The 23,505-nt window shown below is 67.9% G+C and carries 22 protein-coding genes; 12 read left to right on the top strand and 10 right to left on the bottom strand.

Annotated elements, in window-relative coordinates:
* Window positions 1-37: 37 nt before the first annotated feature.
* Window positions 38-985 carry a LysR family transcriptional regulator gene (locus ABE505_RS05975; protein ID WP_346442482.1) on the bottom strand — a complete coding sequence of 316 codons (948 nt, stop codon included), beginning with the start codon at window positions 983-985 and terminating at the stop codon, window positions 38-40.
* Between the two features lie 97 nt (window positions 986-1,082).
* Here ABE505_RS05975 and wrbA point away from each other — a divergent pair, with 97 nt between their 5' ends.
* From wrbA to ABE505_RS05960, 3 genes are read left to right on the top strand one after another with little or no spacing between them, the layout of a single operon-like run.
* The gene (gene wrbA / locus ABE505_RS05970; RefSeq protein WP_346442483.1) at window positions 1,083-1,718 is read left to right on the top strand and encodes an NAD(P)H:quinone oxidoreductase; all 636 of its coding nucleotides are present in this window, start codon (window positions 1,083-1,085) and stop codon (window positions 1,716-1,718) included.
* Between the two features lie 29 nt (window positions 1,719-1,747).
* Entirely contained in the window at window positions 1,748-2,932 is a 1,185-nt protein-coding gene (locus ABE505_RS05965; RefSeq protein ID WP_346442485.1) for an MFS transporter, read from the top strand.
* The gene (locus tag ABE505_RS05960; RefSeq protein ID WP_346442487.1) at window positions 2,929-3,843 is read left to right on the top strand and encodes a transporter; all 915 of its coding nucleotides are present in this window, start codon (window positions 2,929-2,931) and stop codon (window positions 3,841-3,843) included. The genes ABE505_RS05965 and ABE505_RS05960 overlap by 4 nt, the downstream gene beginning before the upstream one ends.
* A gap of 55 nt (window positions 3,844-3,898) precedes the next feature.
* Here the strand turns inward: ABE505_RS05960 and gcvA are convergent, their stop codons facing one another.
* Window positions 3,899-4,819, bottom strand: coding sequence for a transcriptional regulator GcvA (gene gcvA / locus ABE505_RS05955; protein WP_346442489.1), 921 nt, complete (start codon window positions 4,817-4,819; stop codon window positions 3,899-3,901).
* Window positions 4,820-4,950: 131 nt separating this feature from the next.
* Between gcvA and ABE505_RS05950 the strand changes: the two genes are divergently transcribed.
* The 4 genes from ABE505_RS05950 to sigJ all read left to right on the top strand — a co-directional run bounded on the left by ABE505_RS05950 (window position 4,951) and on the right by sigJ (window position 8,098).
* The gene (locus ABE505_RS05950; RefSeq protein WP_346442491.1) at window positions 4,951-5,772 is read left to right on the top strand and encodes an MBL fold metallo-hydrolase; all 822 of its coding nucleotides are present in this window, start codon (window positions 4,951-4,953) and stop codon (window positions 5,770-5,772) included.
* Entirely contained in the window at window positions 5,769-6,635 is an 867-nt protein-coding gene (locus ABE505_RS05945; protein ID WP_346442493.1) for an MBL fold metallo-hydrolase, read from the top strand. The genes ABE505_RS05950 and ABE505_RS05945 overlap by 4 nt, the downstream gene beginning before the upstream one ends.
* Before the next feature lie 109 nt (window positions 6,636-6,744).
* Window positions 6,745-7,194 (top strand): carboxymuconolactone decarboxylase family protein, encoded by a 450-nt coding sequence (locus tag ABE505_RS05940; RefSeq protein ID WP_346442495.1) that lies wholly within the window; start codon window positions 6,745-6,747, stop codon window positions 7,192-7,194.
* A 1-nt stretch (window position 7,195) separates the two neighbouring features.
* Entirely contained in the window at window positions 7,196-8,098 is a 903-nt protein-coding gene (gene sigJ / locus ABE505_RS05935) for an RNA polymerase sigma factor SigJ (RefSeq protein ID WP_346442497.1), read from the top strand.
* A 628-nt stretch (window positions 8,099-8,726) separates the two neighbouring features.
* Here sigJ and ABE505_RS05930 read toward each other — a convergent pair.
* From ABE505_RS05930 to ABE505_RS05905, 6 genes are all read right to left on the bottom strand, one after another.
* Entirely contained in the window at window positions 8,727-9,134 is a 408-nt protein-coding gene (locus ABE505_RS05930; RefSeq protein WP_346442499.1) for a DUF4124 domain-containing protein, read from the bottom strand.
* Window positions 9,135-9,254: 120 nt separating this feature from the next.
* A complete protein-coding gene (locus ABE505_RS05925) occupies window positions 9,255-10,166 on the bottom strand; it encodes a GNAT family N-acetyltransferase (protein ID WP_346442501.1) in 912 nt (303 codons plus the stop codon).
* 237 nt (window positions 10,167-10,403) lie between these two features.
* Entirely contained in the window at window positions 10,404-10,805 is a 402-nt protein-coding gene (locus ABE505_RS05920) for a hypothetical protein (protein WP_346442503.1), read from the bottom strand.
* A gap of 135 nt (window positions 10,806-10,940) precedes the next feature.
* Complete coding sequence (locus ABE505_RS05915; RefSeq protein ID WP_346442621.1) at window positions 10,941-12,236, bottom strand: replication-associated recombination protein A; 1,296 nt, start codon at window positions 12,234-12,236, stop codon at window positions 10,941-10,943.
* Between the two features lie 165 nt (window positions 12,237-12,401).
* The gene (gene lolA, locus ABE505_RS05910) at window positions 12,402-13,046 is read right to left on the bottom strand and encodes an outer membrane lipoprotein chaperone LolA (RefSeq protein WP_346442505.1); all 645 of its coding nucleotides are present in this window, start codon (window positions 13,044-13,046) and stop codon (window positions 12,402-12,404) included.
* Window positions 13,047-13,158: 112 nt separating this feature from the next.
* Window positions 13,159-15,537, bottom strand: a complete 2,379-nt coding sequence (locus ABE505_RS05905) for a DNA translocase FtsK 4TM domain-containing protein (protein ID WP_346442507.1) — start codon at window positions 15,535-15,537, stop codon at window positions 13,159-13,161.
* Window positions 15,538-15,791: 254 nt separating this feature from the next.
* On the opposite strand from ABE505_RS05905, the gene trxB reads away from it, so the two are divergent.
* The 5 genes from trxB (at window position 15,792) to infA (ending at window position 20,676) form a co-directional block, all read left to right on the top strand.
* Window positions 15,792-16,754: a thioredoxin-disulfide reductase gene (gene trxB / locus ABE505_RS05900; RefSeq protein WP_346442509.1), complete on the top strand. Its 963-nt coding sequence runs from the start codon at window positions 15,792-15,794 to the stop codon at window positions 16,752-16,754.
* 51 nt (window positions 16,755-16,805) lie between these two features.
* On the top strand, window positions 16,806-18,059 hold the full coding sequence (locus ABE505_RS05895) for a DUF2254 domain-containing protein (protein WP_346442511.1): 1,254 nt from the start codon (window positions 16,806-16,808) through the stop codon (window positions 18,057-18,059).
* Window positions 18,056-19,189, top strand: coding sequence for a GNAT family N-acetyltransferase (locus ABE505_RS05890; protein ID WP_346442513.1), 1,134 nt, complete (start codon window positions 18,056-18,058; stop codon window positions 19,187-19,189). Before ABE505_RS05895 ends, ABE505_RS05890 begins: the two co-directional genes overlap by 4 nt.
* A complete protein-coding gene (gene aat, locus ABE505_RS05885; RefSeq protein ID WP_346442623.1) occupies window positions 19,186-19,953 on the top strand; it encodes a leucyl/phenylalanyl-tRNA--protein transferase in 768 nt (255 codons plus the stop codon). The genes ABE505_RS05890 and aat overlap by 4 nt, the downstream gene beginning before the upstream one ends.
* A gap of 504 nt (window positions 19,954-20,457) precedes the next feature.
* A complete protein-coding gene (gene infA, locus ABE505_RS05880; protein WP_047138142.1) occupies window positions 20,458-20,676 on the top strand; it encodes a translation initiation factor IF-1 in 219 nt (72 codons plus the stop codon).
* 109 nt (window positions 20,677-20,785) lie between these two features.
* On the opposite strand, the gene clpA is transcribed toward infA, so the two are convergent.
* Window positions 20,786-23,065: an ATP-dependent Clp protease ATP-binding subunit ClpA gene (gene clpA, locus ABE505_RS05875; RefSeq protein WP_346442515.1), complete on the bottom strand. Its 2,280-nt coding sequence runs from the start codon at window positions 23,063-23,065 to the stop codon at window positions 20,786-20,788.
* A 90-nt stretch (window positions 23,066-23,155) separates the two neighbouring features.
* Entirely contained in the window at window positions 23,156-23,476 is a 321-nt protein-coding gene (clpS, locus tag ABE505_RS05870; RefSeq protein ID WP_346442517.1) for an ATP-dependent Clp protease adapter ClpS, read from the bottom strand.
* Window positions 23,477-23,505: the final 29 nt, after the last annotated feature.

The following is a 23,505-nucleotide window of genomic DNA, read 5'->3' as shown; positions in this document are numbered from 1 at the left end:
CGCCACGGTCCGCGTCACACCAGCGCGGTGTGGATCGTCAGCGCATCTGGCCTTGCGACGCTGCCTCCGCACCATCGGCCCGGGTTGCCTGAGCAAGTGAACGCAGCGCAGCGCGCATGACGCGGGCGGCGGGCCCGAGCGGGCGGTCGTTGCGGTGCGCCAGATACGACGCGAGATCCACGCGCCCGTGTTGACCGAGCGCGGGAACATCGAGCCGCTTCAACCGTCCCGACGCCAGTTCGGCCTCGACGGCCCACAGCGGCAACCGGCCCCAGCCCAGGCCTTCGCTGATCATCACGTGCTTGATGTCCTGTCCGGCCACCCGCCAGGTGCTGGGCGACAGCACGCCGAAATCCTTGTCCGCGCTCCGTGCGCTGGCGTCTTCGAGCACGATCTGCAGATGCTCGGCCAGCGCCGATGGCGTCAGGCCGCCGGGCGGGCTGGCCAGCGGATGGCCGGCTGCGGCCACCGCGACGAACGGCACCGGCGACAAAGCCTCGAGCTGGATCTCCGGCTCCCGGAACTCTTCGCCCACGGTGATGGCGAGCGTGCAACGTCCCTCGCGCAGCGCGGCCAGCGGCTCGCCCAATGGGGCTGCACGCAGACGCACGGCAACGGACGGGTAGTGTCGATGCATCGCGTCGAGGGCGTGGGCGACCGCGTGGATCGGGAACAGCGTATCGACGACCAGCGACAGGCCCAGTTCCACACCTTCGCCCAATCCGCGTGCGCGGGCGCGCATCGCATCGGCCCGCAGCACGATGCCCCGGGCATCGGCGAGCAGGGCACGCCCCTCGGGGGTCAGGGCCGGCCGACGACCGGAACGGTCGAACAGGCGTACCCCCAATTGCGTCTCCAGGCTTGCGATTGCGTGACTCACCGCAGATTGCACCCGCCGGATGCGCTTTGCGGCCGCGCGGAAGCTTCCGGTGTCGGCCACGGCCACCAGGACGCGCAGTTGGTCGAGGGTCAGGCCGTCGATCATTGATCTATTCCATCGATCGGATCGAGCAAAATATTAGCACTTCCGTAGATCGGATGCCGCTGCGAAGGTGGCCACGATTCCCGTGGAGATACTTCGCATGCCCAGGGTTCTGGTGCTGTACTACTCGGCCTACGGCCATATCGAAACGATGGCGCACGCGGTTGCCGACGGCGCCCGGGGCGCCGGCGCCGAGGTTGCGGTCAAGCGGGTGCCCGAACTGGTGCCCGAAGGCGTGGCCAGCCGCGCGGGTTACAGAACCGACCAGTCCGCTCCGGTCGCGACCGTGGCCGAGTTGCCGGAGTACGACGCGATCGTCGTGGGCACGCCGACGCGCTACGGCAACATGGCCGCGCAGATGAAGAATTTCCTCGACCAGACCGGCGGACTCTGGGTCCGCGATGCGCTGGTGGGGAAAGTCGGCAGTGCGTTCACATCGACCGGCGGCCAACACGGCGGCCAGGAAACCACGCTCCAGTCCACCCACACCGTGTTGCTGCATCTGGGCATGGTGATCGTGGGCCTGCCGTACACGTTCAAGGGCCAGCTGCGCATGGACGAGGTGACCGGCGGAACGCCGTACGGGGCATCGACGCTGGCCAGCGCAGAGAACGACCGCGATCGCCAGCCCAGCGCCAACGAACTGGAAGGCGCCCGGTTCCAGGGCGCCCATGTGGCCCGGATCGCCGCGGCCCTGGCCGGGCACGCCGGGCTGCGAGGGGAGGCGTCACCATGACCTCGCATCGCCTAGATGGGCCCGTGCCCATGGCTGCCACGAGGGACCGGCTCGCGCTGTCGCTGGTCGTTGGTGCGGGCATCGTCTCCGCCTTCCAGGTGGGCAAGGCGACCCTGGCGCTGGAATCGATCCGCCTGGATCTGGGCGTGGACTTGTCGGCCGCCTCCTGGGTGCTGTCGGCGTTCGCGATGGTCGGGGCGCTGGTCAGCGTGCTGGTCGGGGCGGTGTCGGACCGGATTCAGGCGCGCCCGACGGTCGTCGCCGGGCTGCTGCTGCAGGCGGTCGGCTCAGCGCTGGGCGCGATGGCACCGGGCCTTGGCCTGCTGCTGGCGGCACGGGCGCTGGAAGGGCTGGGTTTTCTCGCCGTGACCGTGGCCGCGCCTGTGCTGGTGGTGGCGGCAACGTCCCCCGCGACACGCAAGCAGGCGTTCGCCGCGTGGGCGATGTTCATGCCCCTGGGGATGGCGCTTGTGCTGTTCGCGGCGCCGGGACTGGCCACCCTGGGATGGCGCGGCCTGTGGTGGGCGAATGCGGCCCTGCTGGCTGTGTATGCACTGGTCCTGGTGTCGGGCACACGGGATCTGCCTCCAACCGAGGGGCAGGGCGAGGGCCGCCACTGGCAGCACGGCCTGCGACGGGTGCTCGAAGACAGGGGCGCATGGTGGCTCGCCGGCCAGTTCTGCGCCTACACCGCGATGTTCTTCGCCCTGTTCGGATTCCTGCCGACGCTCCTTGGCGAGCGTCTCGGGGTCGGCGGATCCACCGCCGGCATGCTCAGCGCGCTCGCCGTTCTGGCCGGCGCTGCCGGATGTCTGGCCGGCGGCATGCTGCTGCAGCGCGGCCTCGACGCGCCCCGGATCCTGCGCGCAAGCTTCGCGACCCTGGCGCTGTGCAGTCTGGGCATTCTGGCCCTGCCACTGCCCGGCGAACTGGCTTACCTGCTGTGTGTGCTGTTCTCGTTCGTCGGGGCATTCATTCCGGTCGCGATCTTCGATGCGGCGCCGCGCCTGGCCAGGCGACCGGGCACGCTCGGCTCGATCGTGGGCCTGGCCACGCAAGGCAATAACGTCGGGATCGTCATCGGCCCGGTACTCGCCGCAGGCGTGGCCAGCGCCGGGAGCTGGCACTGGGTGGCACTGCCGCTGGTGCTGATCGCCCTGCTGGCGATGCACGCCACGCCTGCCGGCCGGCACCCGTTGGCGCCAGGCCAATGAGGGTGATTGCCGGCATCGCTGTGCTCGCTTTGGCCGGGGGATCGATGTGCCAGGCGCAGGCGGACGTGACGCTGCCGCCGGTGAACCTCGGTGACAGTACGTTTCAGGACGGGATCGCTGGGCCGGGCTGGATGGCCCAGCTGACCCTGTCGGCGCATCGTGCGCAGCGGTCTCTGGATGACCGTGGGCAACGTACGCTCGATGCAGCGCAGTTCGAATCCGTGGTGCTGCTCGGCCAGCTCAGCGTGATCTCCAACCGCCGCGTCCTGGGCGCCCATTGGGGTGGAGAACTCATCGTGCCGTGGGTCCATGCGCAGAGCACGCCCGCGCACGACAGCCCTGTGCACACGCACGGCCTCGGCGATGTCTTCATCAGTCCGCTGATTCTGCAATGGCCGCAGACGCGCCTCGGCGGACGGCCGTTCTGGCAGCGCCTCAACCTCAATGTGACCCTGCCCACCGGACGCTACAGCACGCCCGGCCGCCTGGACGCGGGACGCAACGTGCTGCAGTTCAATCCGCACTACGCGTTCACGTGGGAGCGGTCCGATGCCTGGGAGCTCAGCGGTCGCGTGCACTACCTGTGGACCCGTGCCAACCACGATCCCGCGCCCGACCTCGACGCCGCCGACGTGCAGGCCGGGCAAGCGGTGCATCTCAACGCATCGATCTCGCGTTCGGCTGGCCAGGACCTGCGCATCGGCGCTGCGCTGTACGCGCTGGTCCAGGTCACCGACGACCGCATCGACGGCGTTCCACAACCGGGACGCGAGCGCATTGTGGGTGTCGGGCCCGCACTGGGCTGGTCGCGTGGCGCCGTCTCACTGCACGCCGCGGCGTACGTCGAGACCCTGGCGAAGGATCGCTCCGAAGGCACCCGACTCAGTCTGCGTTACGCCGCGCGATTCTAGGCAAAGCCCCCGCGCAGGCGCGGAGGAGGGCCTTCGGCCTTCGGCCGTCGCCCGATCACCGGGCGACGGCGCGCTCGTTCGAGGCCTCATCGCGCAGCCACTGGCAGAACGCGTCCACGGCCGGCGTCGGCACCGGCGTGTCGCGGCGCACCAGCCAGAACGCGTACGCATTCTCCGACGCCTGCGCGTAGGGTTGGACCAGCCGGCCTTGCTTCAGATCGTCCGCGACCAGCGGAGCGATTCCCAGTGCCACCCCGTGCCCGGCGATCGCAGCTTCCTGCGCGAGGTAGGCGCTGGTGAACACCGGCCCGGTGCCGGCGTCGGCGTCGGCCGCACCTGCAGCCGCGAGCCAGTCCGACCAGCCGGGCACGCCGGGCCGACCGACCGCAGTCCGGTCGTGCAGGAGCGTGTGGTGGCGCAGGTCGGCAGGCGTGCGCAGCGGATGGGGGCCGAGCAACAGGGCAGGGGCGCAGACGGGGAACACCGCCGCGTCCATCAGGCGTTCCGCATGCACGTCCGTATAGCCGCCGGCGCCATAGCGAAGTCCCACATCGAGGCCATCGCGCACGAAGTCCGCCGGGGCGTCGCCGGTTTCGATCCGGACCTGGATGCCGGGCCATACCCGATGGAAACGATGCAGCCGCGGCACCAGCCACTTCGCCGCGAAGGATTCGAGCGTTGTCACCCGCAGCACCGTTGTGGCCTGGGACATCGCCTGGTCCAGTGCCCGATCCAGATGCCCGAACACCTCGCCCAGCGTCGCCGCCAGTGCCTGGCCCGCTTCGGTGAGCTCGACCGCACGGTGATGACGCTGGAACAGAGGCAGCCCGAGATACGCCTCCAGTTGCTTGACCTGATGGCTGACCGCGGCCGGGGTCACGAACAACTGACGGGCCGCGGCATTGAAACTCAGATGGCGCGCCGCCGCCTCGAAGGTGCGGAGCGCATTGAGCGGAGCGGGGCGGCGAGATCTCACAAGAGGTGCGACCGTTCGAGGCGGCGAGCATCGTATCGCGTTAGTTTTTCTGATGCGAACCACAACACAACTCGTTTGTCGCGTGCGCGCAGCATCGCGACCATGCGCGGGCTTCCCACAGGACAACTGCCATGCGCGTCGAGGAATTGTGTTCGGATGTAGTGATGTTTGTCGGCGATGAGGTCGAATCCGTCGCCACCGCGTTCGTCGACCACGACGAGGTGCTGCTGGTCGATGCACTGGGCAGCGAAGCCGACGCGGCGTGGTTGCGCGATACCTTGTGCGGACAGATGGGGAAGACGGTGCGCCTGATCGCGACCACACACTTCATGAGTGACCACATCGCGGGCCTGGTGCAATTTCCCGGTGCTCGGGTCCTGGCGCACCGGCACCACCGGCAGACCTTCCTGTCGCAGAATCGCCGCGTCGACGCGTTCTACCGAGAACCCGACTTCGTCTTCAACGACATGGCGCTGCGCTGGGGCCGGCACCAGTTGCGCCTGCTCTACAACCCGGGCAAGTCCATGGATCACGTCAGCGTGGACGTGCCGAGCGCTGATCTGGCCTGCGTGGGCGACAACATCGTCGGGAACATCGTGTACCTGTCGAAAGCCGATCCGCAATTGCAGCGCGCCGCCATCGGTCGGATCCGTCAGCTCGGGCGCGCGCGAATCATCGGTGGACACATCGGCGTCTTCGATGCAACGGTGCTCGAGCACGCCCAACAGTATCTCGACAACATCCAGCGACACGTCGTGCGCATCCGCAGGCAGGCATCGCCGGACGCGGTCGCGGCACGCATTGCCGAGATCCGGATCGAGGACTGTGTCGCACCGGGCGTCGCGCCGGTCGCCTTCGAGCGCGCATGGCACACCCACAATCTCGAAGCGATCGTCGCGCAATCCATCTTCGCGCTGGATGCGGCGCTGGCGTCGATGGAGCAGGGCGCATGAGGGCCGTCGCACGCGCCCGGCCGGTCGATTCCGGCCGCAGGCGCTTTCTGACGGGCTGCACGGGCCTGGCCGCGACGATGGTGCTGCCGAGTGCGGTCTGCAACGCGGCGGCCGCACCACAACCGCTGCGGATCCAGCGTTTGGCCTGGGCGGGGATCCGGCTGCAATTGCCGGAGGCGACACTGTTCATCGACCCGCTCGTCGATCCGCAGGCGTGGGGCGCTTCGCTTCCAGACACACTCGTGCCGGTGGGCGATGCCATCGGCGAGGCCAGTGTGCTGATCACGCATGGCCATTCGGACCACTTCGATATCCAGGCGACCGCATCTGCCTTGCGACAAGGCGGCGTGTTCGCCTATCCAGCCGGGCTCCACCCCAGCCCGTTGCCTGACGGCGTCCGTGCCAGGCCCAGCCCGCTCTGGGAGCCGCAGCTGATCGGCGACTTCACCGCCACGCCCGTGCCAGCAGTCGATGGCTATGGAGACACCCAGGTCTCGTGGGTCGTGTCCGCTGGCGGGCGGCGCATTTTCCATGGCGGCGACACGCTATGGCACGGCCATTGGTGGCGGATCGGCCGTCAGTTCGGGCCGTTCGACGCGGTGTTCCTGCCGGTCAACGGTGCCCGGTTCGGGTGGCGACACCCCGTCAGCGGCCTGCCCGGTGTGCTGACGCCCGAGCAGGCAGTGGCCGCGGCCGCGATTCTGGGCGCGCGCACGTTGGTGCCGATCCATTACGGGGTTCGTGACATGGAGGCCTACGTCGAGGTGGACGATCCCATCGGCGCACTCCGTGCCGTCGCCCGACAACGGGATGTCCCGGTGCAGGTGTTGACGCCCGGAGACTGGATCGCGTGGCCGGCCTGAGTGGGCTGCAACCGCGCGTCAGCCACTGGAGCCGTCGACGCGTCACAGCCCAGCGTGCCGAATCGTCAAACCTATATCTGGGCACACGCGCCCGCGCTGGAGACTGACGATGCACGCCACCGATTCCCCCTCACAACCGGTGCCGGTCGACCGAGTACTGCCCGATGTCTATCGCGCACTACTCGCCGTGCACACAGCCAACGATCGCCACGGACTACCGCAGGCCTTGCGCCACCTGATTCATCTGCGCGCCTCACAGATCAACGGCTGCGCGTATTGCATCCGCATGCACACCCGTGAGGCGAGGGCGGACGGCGAGACCAACGCACGTCTCGACCATCTCGCCGGCTGGCAGCACATGACGGACTACACCCCGGCCGAACGCGCCGCATTGGCCTGGACCGAGGCACTGACGCGTCTCGGTGGCGATCGAGAGCCGGACATCGGGGCGTTGCGCACGCAGTTGCGCACACACTTCGAAGACCCGATGATCGCGGCGCTGACCGTGGAAGTGGCGATGATCAACCAGTGGAACCGCATCGCGATCGCCAATCACTGACATGACCGATCGGCCCGACGATGGCATCGCCGCATTCGATCACGCCCGCCCTGGGCTGCTCGGCCTGGCGTATCGGCTGCTCGGCTCGCGGGCCGATGCGGAAGATGCGGTGCAGGACACCTACCTGAAATGGCAGCGGGCCGATCGCGCGACAATCGTGTCCGCAGGCGCCTGGCTGACCACCGCGTGCACCCGGCATTGCCTAGACCTGCTGCGCAATGCCCATCGCAACCGAGTCGACTACGTCGGCACCTGGCTGCCCGAGCCACTGCGCATTGCCGACGACATCGAGCCGCAGGCCGCCGCTGAGCTGGCGTCGACGCTGACGTCGGCCTTCCTGCTGCTGCTCGAACGGCTGACCCCGAAGGAACGCGCGGCCTACCTGCTGCACGAGATCTTCGAGATGGACTACACGGACATCGCCAAGGCACTGGACATGCAGGAACCGGCGTGCCGGAAACTCGTCTCGCGCGCCCATGCGCACGTCGGGCATCCGCGTGTGCGGCATGTCACACCACCGACCCGGCAAGCCGAACTGCTGACCGCCTTCGAACGCGCCATCCGTAGCGGACAGACCGAGCAGCTTGCGCTGCTCCTCTCGCGAGACGTGCGTCTTGCCGCCGACGGCGGCGGAAAGGTTTCTGCGGCGCGCCGGATCATGGTCGGGGAGGGCGAAGTGCTGCGGTTCATCGCAGCGGGCCTGCATATCTGGTGGGCCGACTACGCCTTCGAGCGCGTGATCTTCAATGGCCACCTGGGCCTGATCCTGCGCGACGCGACGGGAACGGTGACCGCGGCAGCCTCTTTCTCCTATGACGAGACTGGGCGCCTGTCCGACATCTTCATCATGCGTAACCCCGACAAGCTGGTGTGGGTGGAACAGGCCGCGATCGAGGTGCTATGACGTGCGGGGGCGCGCATCTGAATACGGACACTCCATGAGGCGACTGGAGAGCAGCCTCATGGAGACGGACTGATGGCCGATCTAAGCGCAGGCTTCAGCGAGGCAACGGTCGTACAAGCGTTCACAGCCGATGGTGGTTGTCGCCGGATCGGCCAAACAGGGGACTTCATGATGCATTGGTCTCCAGTTTTGCCCGGATGCGCATCTGGACCAACGGGTGGGCAAAAAGGGGATCTGTGGCGGGTGGCTTGTTTGCCCGGGCCGCTACAGGAAAAGAACATAATGTACATTATGCGAAGTTCGAGGGCGGCGACGCGTTGGGCAGCAGCATGGATCGTCCGTCTCATCTACGGAGAACGCCATGCTCACGTGCTTCCACTGTAACCGTGAGTCGGACAGCGCCCACTACGACCGCGTTGTCCACAACACAACGGAGCTCCACGGCCCGTGGGCTGGCTGGCGGATGGCAGGCCGCGAGCTGGTCTCCCCGCATGGTGAGCGCTTCACCACCGAACGCCTGCGTGGGCTGGCGTTCCGCCTCGAGGCCGAGCAGCGATTGAAGCGAGCGGCACTTCGGCAGATCCGCGTGAAGGCGCATCCGCAGGGCTCTGCCCAGCACTCGATCCGGTCAATCGGTCGGGCCTCGCGTGTGGTTGCAGTACTTCGAGCGCAGCGCGGCATCGCCAGCGAGAGACTCGATCGTGCGGTAGGGGTTACGTCCCGACGTGACCGCACGCGCCAACTCGCATCCCGCATCGGACTTGACAGTCCCATCGGAATTCATAGGCCGGCCATAGGTAGGCGACAGACCGCCGCCCGAGCTGGTGGTCGGTACGTAGTTACGCACAACCCGCCCCCCGACCTCGATCTCCCGGTTCGTGTCGTAGGTGCGATCGATGCGCTGGCCATCGGGGCAGCGTTCGGATTGGTACGTGACAGCACCTTGCCAGTTCACGCACTTGTAAACGTGCTGGCCCGAGGCCGTCGCCGACACGACACACAACACCGCGAACGCGGCAAGTCCCCTGACATCCATGATGCAAAACTCCATCCCCTGTATGACGGAGTGTAAGCCTGCTTATGTGCCGCGTCACGTGACCGGACAGCGCGTGGCCAACTCGGCGGAAAGCTTGGCCGCCAGCGCCCTACCCGACGTCTAAAGATGAAAGTTCCCGAACGATTCCGGTTGGTAGATCACCTTGTCGATCCGGATATGGCGCGTGCGATCCCCCACTCTCCAGTCGAAGGCATCGCCTTCTTGGTAGCCGAGGATCGCGGCGCCGACGTCGGAGAGGATCGAAAGTTTCCCGGAGCGGTCGTCGGCATCTTGCGGATAGACGAGCTCGACTTGCGCCTGATCGTGGTCCACCTGCAGCACCACTCTGGAATTCATGGTGACGACATCGTGCGCGACAAGCTGCGGATCCACGACGATCGCGCGCTCGATCTCGTGTTCAAGCTCGACAACGGCTGCCCCTTGCTCGAACGCAATCAGGCTCTCGAGACGGGCTTTGTCGATCTCAGTGACGTAGATGTCGGTCGCTTTTGCCAGGACGCCTTCGCGCAGCAACTGGAGATATCGAGCAGAGGTCATGGATAGGGAGTTCAGCGTGGGTACTTCGGCTTTGCGCACAAAGCCGCAGCGCTCAAAGCCCTTGAGCGAGCGCGTGTTGCCCGGCTGAATCTTGGCGATGACGGTATCGGCCCGCATGTCGAGGAAGGCGAGCTTCAGGCCTTCCCGGATGGTGCTGCCGCCGAGTCCGCGCCCCCAGTTGTCCTGGTCGCCGATGACCAGGACGATTTCGCACTCGGTGCCTGTCTTCACCAGGCGGACGAAGCCGACCGGGACATCGTTCCGGTCGTAGGTCATGAAGAATCGGCCGCCCTGATTGAACAGATGTGTCAGGATCGGCATCTGCGTCCGGTCGACGGCCTGCGCGATGAATCGAGACACGCTGCGGGAGTCGCTGAGGTAGCGCGTCACGCACTCATCTTCCAACCAGTCCATCAAAAGCAGTGCGTGTGTCCGCGTGATCTCGGGACGCAACGAAACAAACGGCTTTTTCATCTTCGCCACCTTGGTCGCAAGAATGAAAGCCTGTCACGACCGCTGCCGTGCTGGTTCTTTCCGTCAAAGCTGGAAATTATAGGTCGATCTCATGCGCGCCCAAGGAAGGGGCGCATGTAGTGATCGCTTTCCCGTGATCGCATCAGGTGCGGCGAGGCATGCGCAGCGCTTGGCCCGCTCGACGGTGAACCTGACAAATTGTGCCCTGCCCAAAGGAGCCTGCTTCAGCGCTGCCGACTAACGGATCCCGCGGTGGTTGCAGGCCGAAGAGACCGCATCGTTGAGCCGGCGCAGGTCGTCGTAGCGGCGCTTCAAGCCGAGGCGGGCCAGCGTCGTGTCGCGGTGCGCGCGGGCCGCGATGCAGCGCGCATGCCGGTCATCGCGCGTCGCGGCGGACCGGCGGGGCGCATGGAGGCGGCGCGCACGCACCGTTCGTGGACGCGCCGAAGGGGTGTTCGACGTCACCTGGACCGGTTGCGCCACAACAGGTGGCGGCCGCAGATCGGCGATCTCCCAGGTCCGCAACGTCGCGCCCGCGCAGGCCTGCGACTGGTAGACGATGCCCCCCGTGGCCTCCCGGCACTTGTGCAGCGACTGGGCAGTTGCCGGCAGCACGCACAGCATCAGCAGCGCGAACATCGACCCTCGCATGGGCTCCATCCTGGGCGCGATCTTGGACGGATACGGTGCCGTGTCGTCGGGCCTGGCGCATCGGCGCTCCGGCCAATCAGCCTAGGGCTGGCCCGCGCGAGCGGATCGGGGATTGCCGCGGCGTCAGTCGTCGCGTGCGGCGCGGGCCGCTTCGCGCGCGGCGCGTAGCTGGTCGAGCTTGTCCTTGAGCTTGATCTCCATGCCGCGGGCGACGGGCTGGTAGTAGACCCGCTCGCCCATCGCATCCGGGAACCCGGTCTGGTCGAGCGCGATGCCGCCTTCGGCATCGTGATCGTACTGGTAGCCCGTGCCGTATCCGAGTTCCTTCATCAGCTTGGTCGGCGCGTTGCGGATGTGCATCGGCACTTCCTGCGTGCCGTATTCGCGCACGTCGCGCTTGGCCTGGTTGAAGGCCATGTACGCGGCGTTCGACTTGGCGGTGCTGGCCAGATAGATCGCCACTTGCGCCAGGGCCAGGTCGCCCTCGGGGCTGCCGAGCCGGTCGAAGGTGTTCCAGGCGTCGATCGCCATCTGCAGGGCTCGCGGGTCGGCCAGGCCGATGTCCTCGACCGCCATCCGGGTCAGCCGCCGGGCGAGATAGCCGGGGTCGCAGCCGCCGTCGAGCATGCGTGCCAGCCAGTACAGCGCCGCATCGGGGTTGGAGCTGCGCACCGATTTGTGCAGCGCCGAGATCTGGTCGTAGAACTGCTCGCCGCCCTTGTCGAAGCGGCGGGTGCGGTCGGCCAGGACCTGCTCGATCGTGCCGGCGGTGACCTCTCCGCCCTCGCCCGCCAGTTCGGCGGCGATTTCCAGCAGCGTCAGCGCCCGGCGCACGTCGCCGTCGGCAGCCACCGCGATCAGCCGCAGCAGGTCGTCGGCGATGTGCAGCGTGCGGTCGCCCAGGCCGCGCTCGGGGTCGGCGAGCGCACGGCGCAGCGCATCCTGGATGTCGTCGGGCGAGACCGCTTCCATCACGTGCACGCGGCAGCGCGAGAGCAGCGCGGAATTGAGCTCGAACGACGGGTTTTCGGTGGTCGCGCCGACGAACACGATCGTGCCGCGCTCGATGTGCGGCAGGAAGGCGTCCTGCTGGGTCTTGTTGAAGCGGTGCACCTCGTCGACGAACAGCACCGTGCGTCGGCCGCCGTCGAAGCGGTGCGCGGCCTCGGCCAGCACCTGGCGGACCTCGGGCAGGCCCGACAGCACGGCCGAGATCGCCTTGAACTCGGCATCGGCATAGCGCGCCAGCAGCAAGGCCAGCGTGGTCTTGCCGCAACCCGGCGGCCCCCACAACACCATCGAGTGCACCTTGCCGGCCTCGACCGCGGTGCGCAGCGCTGTGCCCTCGGCGAGCAGGCGACGCTGGCCAACCATTTCGTCGAGGCTGGCCGGACGCATGCGCTCGGCGAGCGGACGCATGGCGCTGCGGTCGACCTGCAGCAGGTCGCCGGTCAACGAGGCGGCGGACTTGGCGGAACGGGACACGAGGCAGCTGCGCGGGACAGAAGACGGGTCTTCACGATAGCAAGCCGCCGTCGCAACCCGTGCGACGGCGGCAGAGATCAGCCGATGGGATCGAGCAGGCTATTCGTCGCCGCCGACGACGTCGACGCCGGCCGGCGGGGTGTAGCGGAAGGTCGAGGCGGCGAACGTGGGATTGCGCTTCCAACCGCTGAAGCCGATCGTCGTGCGCTGGCCGAGGCTGTCGAGGATCTCCATCCGCGCCAGGCCGCCGTCGTTGCCGAACCCCAGCCGCGCGTTCTCGAACGCGGCGCCCTCGACTGGCTTGGGCCGCAGTTGCAGCCACGACAGGCCGTCGCGCTCGCCGGCCGATTCGACGACGAAGTCGCGGTCGAGTCGGGATGGGTCGATCAGCGCCGCCAGCGGGCTGTCCTGCTCCTCGCTACCCTGCGGGCGGCGCGTGACTTGCTGCAGGTCGGGGTCGTAGACCCAGACTGTCCTGCCGTCGGCGACGATCAGCTGCGGGTACGGTTTGACGTACTCCCAACGGAACAGGCGCGGCGCCGACAGCGCCACGGTGCCGCTCGCACTCTCCTTGACGCGGCCATTGCCGTCGGCGACCTGCTGCGTGAACTGGCCCTCCAGCCCCTTGAGGCCGCGGGTGAAGGCGTCGAGCTGGGCGCGCGCATCGGTGGCCTGGGCAAGCCCTGCGGCCAGCAGCACGGAGGCGGCGACGAGCCAGCGGGAATGACGGAAGATCGGACGCATCCTTGGACCTCGGCTGATCGGGAATCGTTGCGGTGAGTGTGCGAATCGGTGCCTGAATGCGACGCCGACATGCGCCTGTCGGACGCATGCCGCGGCATCGACTGTTCAGCCGTCAGCGCGGCGGCGGCGGTGCGAGCACGCTGCGGTCGCCATTGTGCTCGGGCGGGCTGACCACGCCGGCCATCTCCATTGCCTCGACCAGGCGGGCGGCGCGGTTGTAACCGATCTTGAGCCGGCGCTGCACGCCGGAGATCGACGCGCGGCGGGTCTCGGTGACGATCTTGACCGCCTCGTCGTACAGCGGGTCGCTCTCGTCCCCGCCACCGCCGCTGGCCTCCGGCAGGCCGGTCGCGCCGACCACGGTGCCGTCGCCCATCGTCTGCACCTCGTCGAGCACGCCTTCGATGTACTCGGCCTTTCCGCTCTGCTTGAGGTGCTCGACGACGCGGTGCACCTCGTCGTCGGAGACGAACGCGCCATGCACGCGTTCGGGCATCGCGGTGCCCGGCGGCAAATAGAGCATGTCGCCGTTGCCGAGCAGAGTCTCGGCGCCGGACTGGTCGAGGATCGTGCGCGAGTCGATCTTGGAGCTGACCTGGAAGGCGATTCGGGTCGGGATGTTGGCCTTGATCAGGCCGGTGATGACGTCGACCGACGGGCGCTGCGTGGCCAGGATCAGGTGGATGCCGGCCGCACGGGCCTTCTGCGCCAGGCGCGCGATCAGTTCTTCGACCTTCTTGCCGACGATCATCATCATGTCGGCGAATTCGTCGATGAAGATGACGATGTAGGGCAGCGGCTCGAGCAGGTCGGCGACCTCCCCGCTCTCGGGGTTGGGCCGGAACAGCGGGTCGGACAGCGGCTGGCCGGCGTCCTGGGCGTCCCTGACCTTCTTGTTGAAGCCCGCAAGGTTGCGCACGCCCACTGCGCTCATCAGCTTGTAGCGACGCTCCATCTCGGCCACGCACCAGCGCAGGCCGTTGGCGGCCTCCTTCATGTCGGTGACGACCGGTGCGAGCAGGTGCGGGATGCCCTCGTAGACGCTCAATTCGAGCATCTTCGGGTCGATCATCAGCATTCGCAGGTCTTTGGGCGAGGCCTTGAACAGCAGGCTGAGCACCATCGAATTGACCGCGACCGACTTGCCCGAGCCGGTCGTACCGGCGACGAGCAGGTGCGGCATGCGCGCCAGATCGGCAACGACCGGATTGCCGCTGATGCCCTTGCCCAGCGCCAGCGTCAACGGGCTGGCCGATTTGTCGTATTCCTTGGAGTCGAGCAACTCGGTGAGATAGATCATCTCCCGGCGCACGTTGGGGATTTCCAGGCCGATCACCGACTTGCCGGGGATCACGTCGACCACGCGCACAGCCTTGACCGACAGGCCGCGGGCGATGTCCTTGTCCAGCGAACTGATCTGGCTGACCTTGACGCCTGGCGCGGGCTCCATCTCGAAACGCGTGATCACCGGGCCCGGCTGGGCCTCCTTGACCTCGACATCGATGCGGAAGTCCTTGAGCTTGAACTCGATCTGCCGCGAGAGCGTATCGAGCGTCGCCTCGTCGTAGCCACTCGGCTGGGGCTTGGGCGGATCGAGCAGCGACAGCGGCGGCAGGTCCGAGCCATCGGCATTGACGCCCTGGAACATCGGAATCTGCTGTTCGCGCTTGGCGCGCTCGCTTTTCTCCACGACCGGCGGGACCACCGGCGCTTCGATCTTCACCGGCGCGCGCTTGGCGCGCAATTCGGTCTCGATCTTGCGCGCCTCGGTGCGCTCCTCGCGATGCTCGCGCGCAGCCTTCCACTCGGTGGCCTGCTTGCTGCTGCGGCGCAGCAGCGGCGGCAACTTCAGGATCCAGCCGCCGATGCGGTCCATCAGCGCGAACCACGACAGGCCGGTCGCCAGCGTCACCGACACCAGGAACAATGCGATCAGGAACAGGTTGCCGCCGACCTGGCCGAAGGCGCCCGACAGCGAGCGCCCGACCAGCCGCCCGAGGATGCCACCGCCGCCGGCCGGATAGCCGGCCAGCACGTCGAACCGCAGCGCCAGCAGGCCCGCGGCCGAGATCAGGAAGCCGACGATGCCGACCAGCCGCAGCGCGGGGCCGAAGTCGGCGCGGCCTTCGCTGCCCGCGTCCATGCCGAACAGCGCGATCCAGGCGACCGCACCGAGGATCGGCGGCAGCAGGTAGGCCATCAGCCCGCACAGCTGCAGCAGGATGTCGGCCGTCCACGCGCCGACCGGTCCGCCGACGTTGTGGATCTCGGTCGCCACTACCCCACCCTGGGTCGACCAGCTCGGATCGGTGTTCGAGTAGGTGACCAGGCATGCCAGCAGGTACAGCAGCAGCGGCGCGGTGACGATCAGGGCGATGTCGCGCAGCAGCCGCTGGCGCCGCGGATTGGGCGCAGCGGCGGCCGTCGCCTTCGCGGTGGCCTTTTCGGCGCCGCGGGCGCGCTTGACGCGATCTGAGAGCGGACGTGCCACCGTGGGTAATTACCTGAGGAATTCGATACAGGTCGTTGATATTACGCCAAGCTCGGCTCCGCTGCAGCGCGACTTGGGACGGCAGCTGCGGCGGCCCCAGGGGCATCCGGGGTTGGCGCGGGCCAGCCGCGTCGCCCAGCGCGACGAGCGACGCTGCGTTGCGCGCGGCGGCCTCCGGCGCGCCTTGTCTTGCCGGGAGCGGGACGCCAAGCTATGCGTCACACACGCCGCAGTGCGATCAACCGCGAGTCTACATGAGCTCTTCGAACGGCCCCCGCCACATCCGTCTGCTGATCCTGGGCTCCGGCCCCGCCGGCTGGACCGCCGCCGTCTACGCGGCGCGCGCCAACCTCAAGCCGGTCGTCGTGACCGGCATGCAAATGGGCGGCCAGCTGATGACCACCACCGAGGTCGACAACTGGCCGGGCGATGCCCACGGCCTGCTCGGCCCGGACCTGATGGCGCGCATGCAGGCGCACGCCGAGCGCTTCGACACCGAGGTCGTGTTCGACCACATCCATACCGCCGACCTGTCCCAGCGCCCGTTCCGGCTCAAGGGCGACAGCGGCGAGTACACCTGCGATGCGCTGATCATTGCCACCGGGGCGACCGCCAAGTACCTGGGGCTGCCGTCGGAGGAAGCCTTCAAGGGCCGCGGCGTGTCGGCCTGCGCGACCTGCGACGGCTTCTTCTACAAGGATCAGGACGTGGCCGTGGTCGGCGGCGGTAACACCGCGGTCGAGGAAGCGCTGTATCTGTCCAACATCGCCCGCAAGGTCTACCTGGTGCACCGCCGCGACACGCTGCGCGCCGAGAAGATCATGCAGGACAAGCTGTTTGCGAAGATCCAGGCCGGCAAGATCGAGCCGGTGTGGCACCACACCGTCGACGAGGTGCTGGGCAACGACGCCGGCGTGACCGGGCTGCGGGTGAAATCGGTGCATGACGGCGCGACCCGCGACCTCGACGTGCACGGTTTCTTCGTCGCGATCGGCCATACGCCCAACACCACGCTGTTCGAGGGCCAGTTGGCGATGCACAACGGCTATCTCGAGATCCGCTCAGGGATTGACGGCAATGCGACTTCAACCAACGTGCCGGGCGTGTTCGCCGCGGGCGATGTCACCGACCAGCACTATCGCCAGGCGATCACCTCGGCGGGCTTCGGCTGCATGGCCGCACTCGATGCCGAACGCTTCCTCGATCAGCAGGGCTGATCGCGGAAGCGTCGCGCAGGCGGACGCGCGCGACGCGGCCGGCCGCCTGCCGTGACCGTCGAACAACTGCGCCTGTTCGCGCGCCGCCACGGCCGGCGCATGTGGGTCCGTGCGACCGTGTATTGCGCGCTGGGGGTGGTCACCGCGCTGGTCGGCGCGCTGGTCAAGACCTGGATCCCGGAGTCGCTGGCCGGCCGGATCGGCGCCGACTCGGTCGGCAATCTGCTCAGCATCCTGGCCGCCTCGATGCTCGCGGTCACCACGTTCTCGCTGTCGACGATGGTTTCGGCCTACAGCTCGGCGTCGACCGGTGCGACGCCGCGCGCGACGCGCCTGCTGATCGCCGACAGCGCGGCGCAGAGCGCGCTGGCGACGTTCATCGGCGCCTTCCTGTTCTCGGTGGTCGGCCTGATCGCGCTGAGCACCGGCCTCTACGGCGACAGCGGCCGCGTGGTGCTGTTCGCTGCGACGGTGCTGGTGATCGTGCTGATCACGCTGACCCTGTTGCGCTGGATCGAGCAGTTGTCGAGCTTCGGCCGGCTCGGCGCGACGATCAATCTGGTCGAGGCAACCACGCGCCGGGCGATCCGGGCGCACCTGCGCGATCCCCACCTGGGCGGTGCGCCGGGCATGGGCGCGCCCGAGGGCGGGCATCCGGTGGAGGCCGGGCGCGTCGGCTACATCGAACACGTCGACGTGGCGCGGCTGGCGCAGATCGCGAGCGATCAAGGCGGCGTCGTGCATGTGCTCTGCCGCCCGGGCACGTTCGCCGTGCCGGGACGACCACTGCTGGTACTGGAGGGCACGCCGCCGGATGCCGACACCCGCGATGCGCTGCGCGACGCCTTCACGATCGGCGACGAACGCAGTTTCGACCAGGATCCGCGCTACGGGCTGGTCGTGCTGACCGAGATCGGCAGCCGGGCGTTGTCGGCCGCCACCAACGACAGCGGCACGGCGATCGATGTCGTCGGTACGGCCACCCGACTGCTCTGCGAATGGGCGGCCACGGACACGGCCGGCGACGGCCCGCACCATGCGCGTGTGTTCGTTCCGGCGATTGCGATTGACGATGTCTTCGAGGATGTGTTCCCGCTGCTGGCGCGCGACGGCGCGGGCCTGCTGGAGGTCGGCATCCGGCTGCAGAAGGGCCTGGCGGCGATCGCGGCGACCGGCAACCCGGCGTTCGCCACGGCGGCGCGCCGGCAGGCGACGCAGGCGCACGCCCGCGCCCTCGATTCGATGACCTTCGAGGGCGATCGCGCGGCGCTGCGGGACGCGACGGCGAAGGCCTGGGGCACGTGAGCAGCCTGCGCATCGTACGCAGCCTCGATGCCATCGCCGCCGAGGAGTGGGACGCACTGTCGGACGCCGGCCATCCGTTCGTCGCGCATGCCTTCCTCGCGGGCCTGGAATCGGAAGGCTGCCTGCGCGCGGACTGGGGCTGGACCCCGCACCATCTGACCCTGTGGGACGCCAACAGGCTTGTGGCGGCCGCGCCGACCTACCTGAAGGCGAACTCCCACGGCGAATTCGTCTTCGACCACGCCTGGGCGCACGCCTATGCCCGCCATGGGCGGGACTACTTCCCCAAGCTGCTGTGCGCGGTGCCCTACACGCCGGTGACCGGGCCGCGGCTGCTGGCGCGCACGCCTGCGGCGCGGACGGCACTCCTCGAGGCGATGCGCGACCAGGTGGGCGCCGCGCAGTTGTCGTCGGCGCATGTGAACTTCCATACCGACGCCGAGGCCGTCGCGTTCGACGATGACTGGCTGCCGCGGGTCGATGTGCAGTACCACTGGTGCAATCCCGGCGACTGGGCAACGTTCGACGATTATCTGGGCGCGATGGACCACAAGCACCGCAAGAACATCCGCCAGGAACGCGCCAAGGTCGCGCGCGCCGGTGTCGACTTCCGGGTGCTGCACGGCGACGAGGCCAGCGACGACGACCTGGCGACGATGCACGGCTTCTACCTGCAGACCTTCGCCGAGTACGGCAATTCGCCGGCACTGACGCTGGATTTTCTGCGTCACCTGGCACGCACGATGCCGCGGCAGCTGGTGCTGGTGTTCGCGGACCTGGCCGGCGTGCCGGTCGCCGGCGCGCTGTGCCTGCGCGGCGGCGACACGCTGTACGGCCGCTATTGGGGGGCGCACATCGCCCTGCCCGGCCTGCACTTCGAGACCTGCTACTACCAGGGCATCGCCTATTGCCTGCGCGAGGGCCTGCGCCGCTTCGAGCCCGGCGCGCAGGGCGAGCACAAGCTCGCGCGCGGGTTCTTGCCGGCGTTCGTGCACAGCCGCCATTGGATCGCCGATCCGCAGTTCCGCGAGGCGCTGCGCGACTGGTGCGCGCAGGAAGCCGAAGCGATCGGCGGCTACGCCGCTTCGCTTGGCCGCAGCGGCCCGTTCCGCGCGGACGCGCTGCGCTGAGCCTGCACCTGCCGCAGTTGGACAGCGATCCGCTGGCGCCATTTCCGCCGGTGGCCTCGGCGCTGCGGCGCCCTGACGGCCTGCTGGCCTTCGGCGGCGACCTGTCGGTGACCCGGCTGGCCAATGCCTACCGGCAGGGCATCTTTCCTTGGTACTCCCAGGGCCAGCCGATCCTGTGGTGGTCGCCCGACCCGCGCACCGTCTTCGAGACTGCAACCTTCACGCTGCCGCGGCGCTTTATCCGCCAGTTGCGGCGCAGCGAGTGGCAGGTCCGCGCCGACACCGCCTTCGAAGCGGTCGTCGCGGCCTGCGCGTCGGCACCGCGCCCCGACCAGGACGGCACCTGGATCACCGACGCGATGCAGGCCGCCTACGCCGCACTGCACCGCGCAGGCCTGGCCCACAGCGTCGAGGTCTTCGACGGCGACCGGCTGGTCGGCGGCCTCTACGGCGTCGCGATCGGCCGGATGTTCTTCGGCGAGAGCATGTTCAGCCGAACCTCCGGCGGCTCCAAGCTCGCGCTCGGCGCGCTGGCCCGCCAGCTCCATCGCTGGCAGATGCCGCTGATCGACGCCCAGGTCGGCAATCCGCACCTGGAAGCATTGGGCGCCACGCAATGGCCCAGACCCCGATTCGCCGCGGCCATCGCCGCCCTGGTCGAGCAGCCGCCACCGGTCGACGGCGCCTGGACGCAGACGTTCGGCGTCCAGCACGCCGCGACGTTCGCCGGACGCGCGGACGAGACTGCCGCCGGGCCAGCTTGACCCGCCTCGACCTCAGGACTGGCGGACAATCCGTAAGAATTCTTCGCCGAAGCCAGGGGAATCCTGCCTCTGCGCTCGACCGGTGCGTTCGTCTTCGTCGCGCGCGTCGCGCCGGCCGGGGACTGCTCCTCGGCTCGGTCAGCCATCCCTGGCTCGCTATCGCAATCCCCAGCCGGCCCGACGCACTGAGGCCCGACAGTGCGCGACTTTGTCCAGCAGGCCCCGAAGTCGGGTTGCAGACGTCCATGGCAGCGGACCGGTGGTCGGTGACCGCGTCGAGCGCGCCATGGATGGCGCGCGCTCGAGTCAAGGCAGGATGCCTTGCCGAGGGGAGAGCGGCTTCCGGCCACCAGGCTGCTGCCCACCCGGAGTAGGACTCACACGTCCGCACTCAGCCGATCACAAGGGCGCAGCCTTTTGCATCGGTGCGGCAGCCGTGCCACAATACCCGACTTTGCCGGCGCGGCTTCAGCGCGGCTCCCTAACGACGAGTACCCAACACGAATGGCGAAAGACGACGTCATCGAATTCGAAGGCTCGGTCTCCGAGACGCTCCCGAACACCATGTTCCGCGTCAAGCTCGAGAACGGCCACGAAATCATTGCGCACATCTCCGGACGGATGCGCAAGAACTACATCCGCATCCTGACCGGCGACCGGGTCAAGGTCGAGATGACGCCCTACGACCTCACCAAGGGTCGCATCACCTACCGCATGAAGTAAGCGACACGCTCCTAAGCGACGTGCTCCGTCGCCGGACGACGAAAAGGCAGCCAAGGGCTGCCTTTTCGCGTTGCGCACGCCGGCGGGCGAACCGGCGGCGGTGCGCGCCTCACTCCACGGTCGCAGTGAGCAGGCGCTCGGGCTCGGCGAAGGTCTGCACGGTCAACTCGCCGTCCTCGACATCCACCACCACCCGACCGCCGCCCATCAACTTGCCGAACAGCAGCTCGTCGGCGAGGCGGCGCTTGATCCGGTCCTGGATCACGCGCGACATCGGACGCGCGCCCATCTGCGGGTCGAACCCGTGCTGGGCCAGCCAGTCGCGCGCGGCCGGCGTGGCGCTGAGCGTGACGTCCTTGTCGTGCAGTTGGCTCTCGAGCTCGATCATGAACTTGTCGACCACGCGCAGGATGTGATCCAGACCCAGCGACTGGAACTGCACGATCGCATCCAGCCGGTTGCGGAACTCCGGCGAGAAGCTCTTGCGGATCACTTCCATCGCGTCGCTGCTGTGGTCCTGGCGCATGAAGCCGATCGACCGGCGCGAGGCCTGGGTGGCGCCGGCGTTGGTGGTCATCACCACGATCACGTTGCGGAAATTCGCCTCGCGGCCGTTGGTGTCGGTGAGCACGCCGCGGTCCATGACCTGCAACAGGATGTTGAAGATGTCCGGATGCGCCTTCTCGACCTCGTCGAGCAACAGCACGCAGTGCGGCGTCTTGACGATCTTCTCGGTCAACAGCCCGCCCTGGTCGAACCCCACGTAGCCCGGAGGCGCGCCGATCAGGCGGCTGATCGAGTGCGCCTCCATGTACTCGGACATGTCGAAGCGCACCAGCTCGATGCCCAACTGAAGCGCCAACTGCCGGGTGACCTCGGTCTTGCCGACGCCCGTGGGGCCGGCGAACAGGAAATTGCCGATCGGCTTGTCGGGATCGCCCAGGCCCGAGCGGGCCAGCTTGATCGCAGACGTCAGCGTCTCGATCGCCGGGTCCTGGCCGAAGATCACCATCTTCAGGTTGCGCTCGAGGTGCTCGAGCACGTCCTTGTCGGTCGCGCTGACCTGCTTGGCCGGGATGCGCGCCATCTTGGCCACGATCGTCTCGACCTCCTCGACATCGATCAACGCCTTGCGCACGCCCTCGGGCAGCAGCCGCTGGCGGGCACCGGCCTCGTCGATCACGTCGATCGCCTTGTCGGGCAGCAGCCGGTCGGCGATGTGCTTGACCGACAGGTCGACTGCTGCCTGCAGCGCGTCGTCGGCGTAAGTCACGTCGTGATGCGCCTCGTACTTGGGCTTGAGGCCCAGCAGGATCTGGTAGGCCTCGCCGACGGTCGGCTCGACGATGTCGATCTTCTGGAAGCGCCGGGCGAGCGCGCGGTCCTTTTCGAAGATGCCGCGGTACTCCTGGAACGTCGTCGAACCGATGCAGCGCAGATCGCCCGACGACAGCGCCGGCTTGATCAGGTTCGAGGCGTCCATCGTGCCACCCGACGCCGACCCGGCGCCGATGATGGTGTGGATCTCGTCGATGAACAGAATCGCACCGGGATGCTTCTTGATCGCCGAGAGCACCGCCTTCAGGCGCTTCTCGAAATCGCCGCGGTACTTGGTGCCGGCGACCAGCGCGCCGAGGTCGAGCGAATAGATCGTCGCCTCGCTCAGCACCTCGGGCACCTCACCGTCGACGATGCGCTTGGCCAGGCCTTCGGCGATCGCCGTCTTGCCGACCCCGGCCTCGCCGACGTACAGCGGGTTGTTCTTGCGGCGGCGGCACAGCACCTGGATCGTGCGCTCGACCTCCTCGGCCCGGCCCACCAGCGGATCGATGCGGCCCTCGCGCGCGGCGGCGTTGAGGTCGCTGGCGAACTCGGCCAGGGCATCCCCCTTGACCTCGCCCTCCCCGCCTGCACCCGCAGCGCCGTCCTCGTGCGCACTCTCGGGCTCCTCGCCACCGGCCTTGGCGATGCCGTGCGAGAGATAGTTGACGACATCCAGCCGGGTCACGTCCTGCTGGTTGAGGTAGTAGACCGCGTGCGAGTCCTTCTCGCCGAAGATCGCCACCAGCACGTTGGCGCCGGTGACCTCCTTCTTGCCGGAGGACTGGACATGGTAGACGGCGCGCTGCAGGACCCGCTGAAAGCCCAGCGTGGGCTGGGTGTCGCGGGTGTCCTCATCGGCGAGCTTGGTCACCGAGGTCAGAATGGCCTGTTCCAGATCGCCACGCAGACGGGCGAAATCGGCACCTGTCGCCTTGAGCACCGACTCGGCGGACGGGTTCTCGAGCAGGGCCAGCAGCAGGTGTTCGACCGTCATGTACTCGTCGCGGGCTTCGCGGGCGCGCTTGTAGCACTGGCCGATCGTGAACTCGAGATCTTTGCTGAACATGGGGCGGGGCCTCCGGAATCACTGCAACCCTGAGTGGGGGCCCGGACCCGGCTTTTCCATCCCTGCCCCGGTCCTGTCAGCCGGCTCTTATTAGGCCTTCTCCATCGTGCACAGCAAGGGGTGAAGGTTGAGTCTTGCGTATTCGTTCACCTGCGCGACTTTCGACTCGGCGACCTCGCGGCTGTAGATCCCGCATACCCCCCGGCCTCGGGTGTGGACGTGCAGCATGACCTGGGTGGCGCGCTCGATGTCGAGCGCGAAGAATCGGGTCAGGATCTCGACGACAAAATCCATCGGCGTGTAGTCGTCGTTGAGCAGCAGCACCGAATACAGCGGCGGTGGCGCCACTTCCGGCCTGCTGGTCTCCACGACCGTGCCGTGGTCGTGCTCGTGTTGGTGTCTACGGCTCATGGCGCAATTATAAGCGCCGGCGATGGACG

It is taken from the genome of Luteimonas sp. TWI382 (assembly GCF_039674545.1).
Lineage (GTDB): Bacteria > Pseudomonadota > Gammaproteobacteria > Xanthomonadales > Xanthomonadaceae > Luteimonas.
Note: the sequence above shows the minus strand (reverse complement) of the source record. Positions and strands in the feature narration are given on the sequence as shown.

Excerpts from the sequence above, each read along its gene's own strand:
- ABE505_RS05960 (WP_346442487.1), top strand. The coding sequence starts at position 2,929 with ATGAGGGTGATTGCCGGCATCGCTGTGCTCGCTTTGGCCGGGGGATCG.
- trxB (WP_346442509.1), top strand. The coding sequence starts at position 15,792 with ATGAGCTCTTCGAACGGCCCCCGCCACATCCGTCTGCTGATCCTGGGC.
- infA (WP_047138142.1), top strand. The coding sequence starts at position 20,458 with ATGGCGAAAGACGACGTCATCGAATTCGAAGGCTCGGTCTCCGAGACG.
- ABE505_RS05945 (WP_346442493.1), top strand. The coding sequence starts at position 5,769 with ATGAGGGCCGTCGCACGCGCCCGGCCGGTCGATTCCGGCCGCAGGCGC.
- ABE505_RS05930 (WP_346442499.1), bottom strand. The coding sequence starts at position 9,134 with ATGGATGTCAGGGGACTTGCCGCGTTCGCGGTGTTGTGTGTCGTGTCG.
- ABE505_RS05950 (WP_346442491.1), top strand. The coding sequence starts at position 4,951 with ATGCGCGTCGAGGAATTGTGTTCGGATGTAGTGATGTTTGTCGGCGAT.
- ABE505_RS05965 (WP_346442485.1), top strand. The coding sequence starts at position 1,748 with ATGGCTGCCACGAGGGACCGGCTCGCGCTGTCGCTGGTCGTTGGTGCG.
- lolA (WP_346442505.1), bottom strand. The coding sequence starts at position 13,046 with ATGCGTCCGATCTTCCGTCATTCCCGCTGGCTCGTCGCCGCCTCCGTG.
- clpA (WP_346442515.1), bottom strand. The coding sequence starts at position 23,065 with ATGTTCAGCAAAGATCTCGAGTTCACGATCGGCCAGTGCTACAAGCGC.
- sigJ (WP_346442497.1), top strand. The coding sequence starts at position 7,196 with ATGACCGATCGGCCCGACGATGGCATCGCCGCATTCGATCACGCCCGC.
- ABE505_RS05920 (WP_346442503.1), bottom strand. The coding sequence starts at position 10,805 with ATGTTCGCGCTGCTGATGCTGTGCGTGCTGCCGGCAACTGCCCAGTCG.
- ABE505_RS05925 (WP_346442501.1), bottom strand. The coding sequence starts at position 10,166 with ATGAAAAAGCCGTTTGTTTCGTTGCGTCCCGAGATCACGCGGACACAC.
- clpS (WP_346442517.1), bottom strand. The coding sequence starts at position 23,476 with ATGAGCCGTAGACACCAACACGAGCACGACCACGGCACGGTCGTGGAG.
- wrbA (WP_346442483.1), top strand. The coding sequence starts at position 1,083 with ATGCCCAGGGTTCTGGTGCTGTACTACTCGGCCTACGGCCATATCGAA.
- ABE505_RS05940 (WP_346442495.1), top strand. The coding sequence starts at position 6,745 with ATGCACGCCACCGATTCCCCCTCACAACCGGTGCCGGTCGACCGAGTA.
- ABE505_RS05975 (WP_346442482.1), bottom strand. The coding sequence starts at position 985 with ATGATCGACGGCCTGACCCTCGACCAACTGCGCGTCCTGGTGGCCGTG.
- ABE505_RS05915 (WP_346442621.1), bottom strand. The coding sequence starts at position 12,236 with ATGCGTCCGCTCGCCGAGCGCATGCGTCCGGCCAGCCTCGACGAAATG.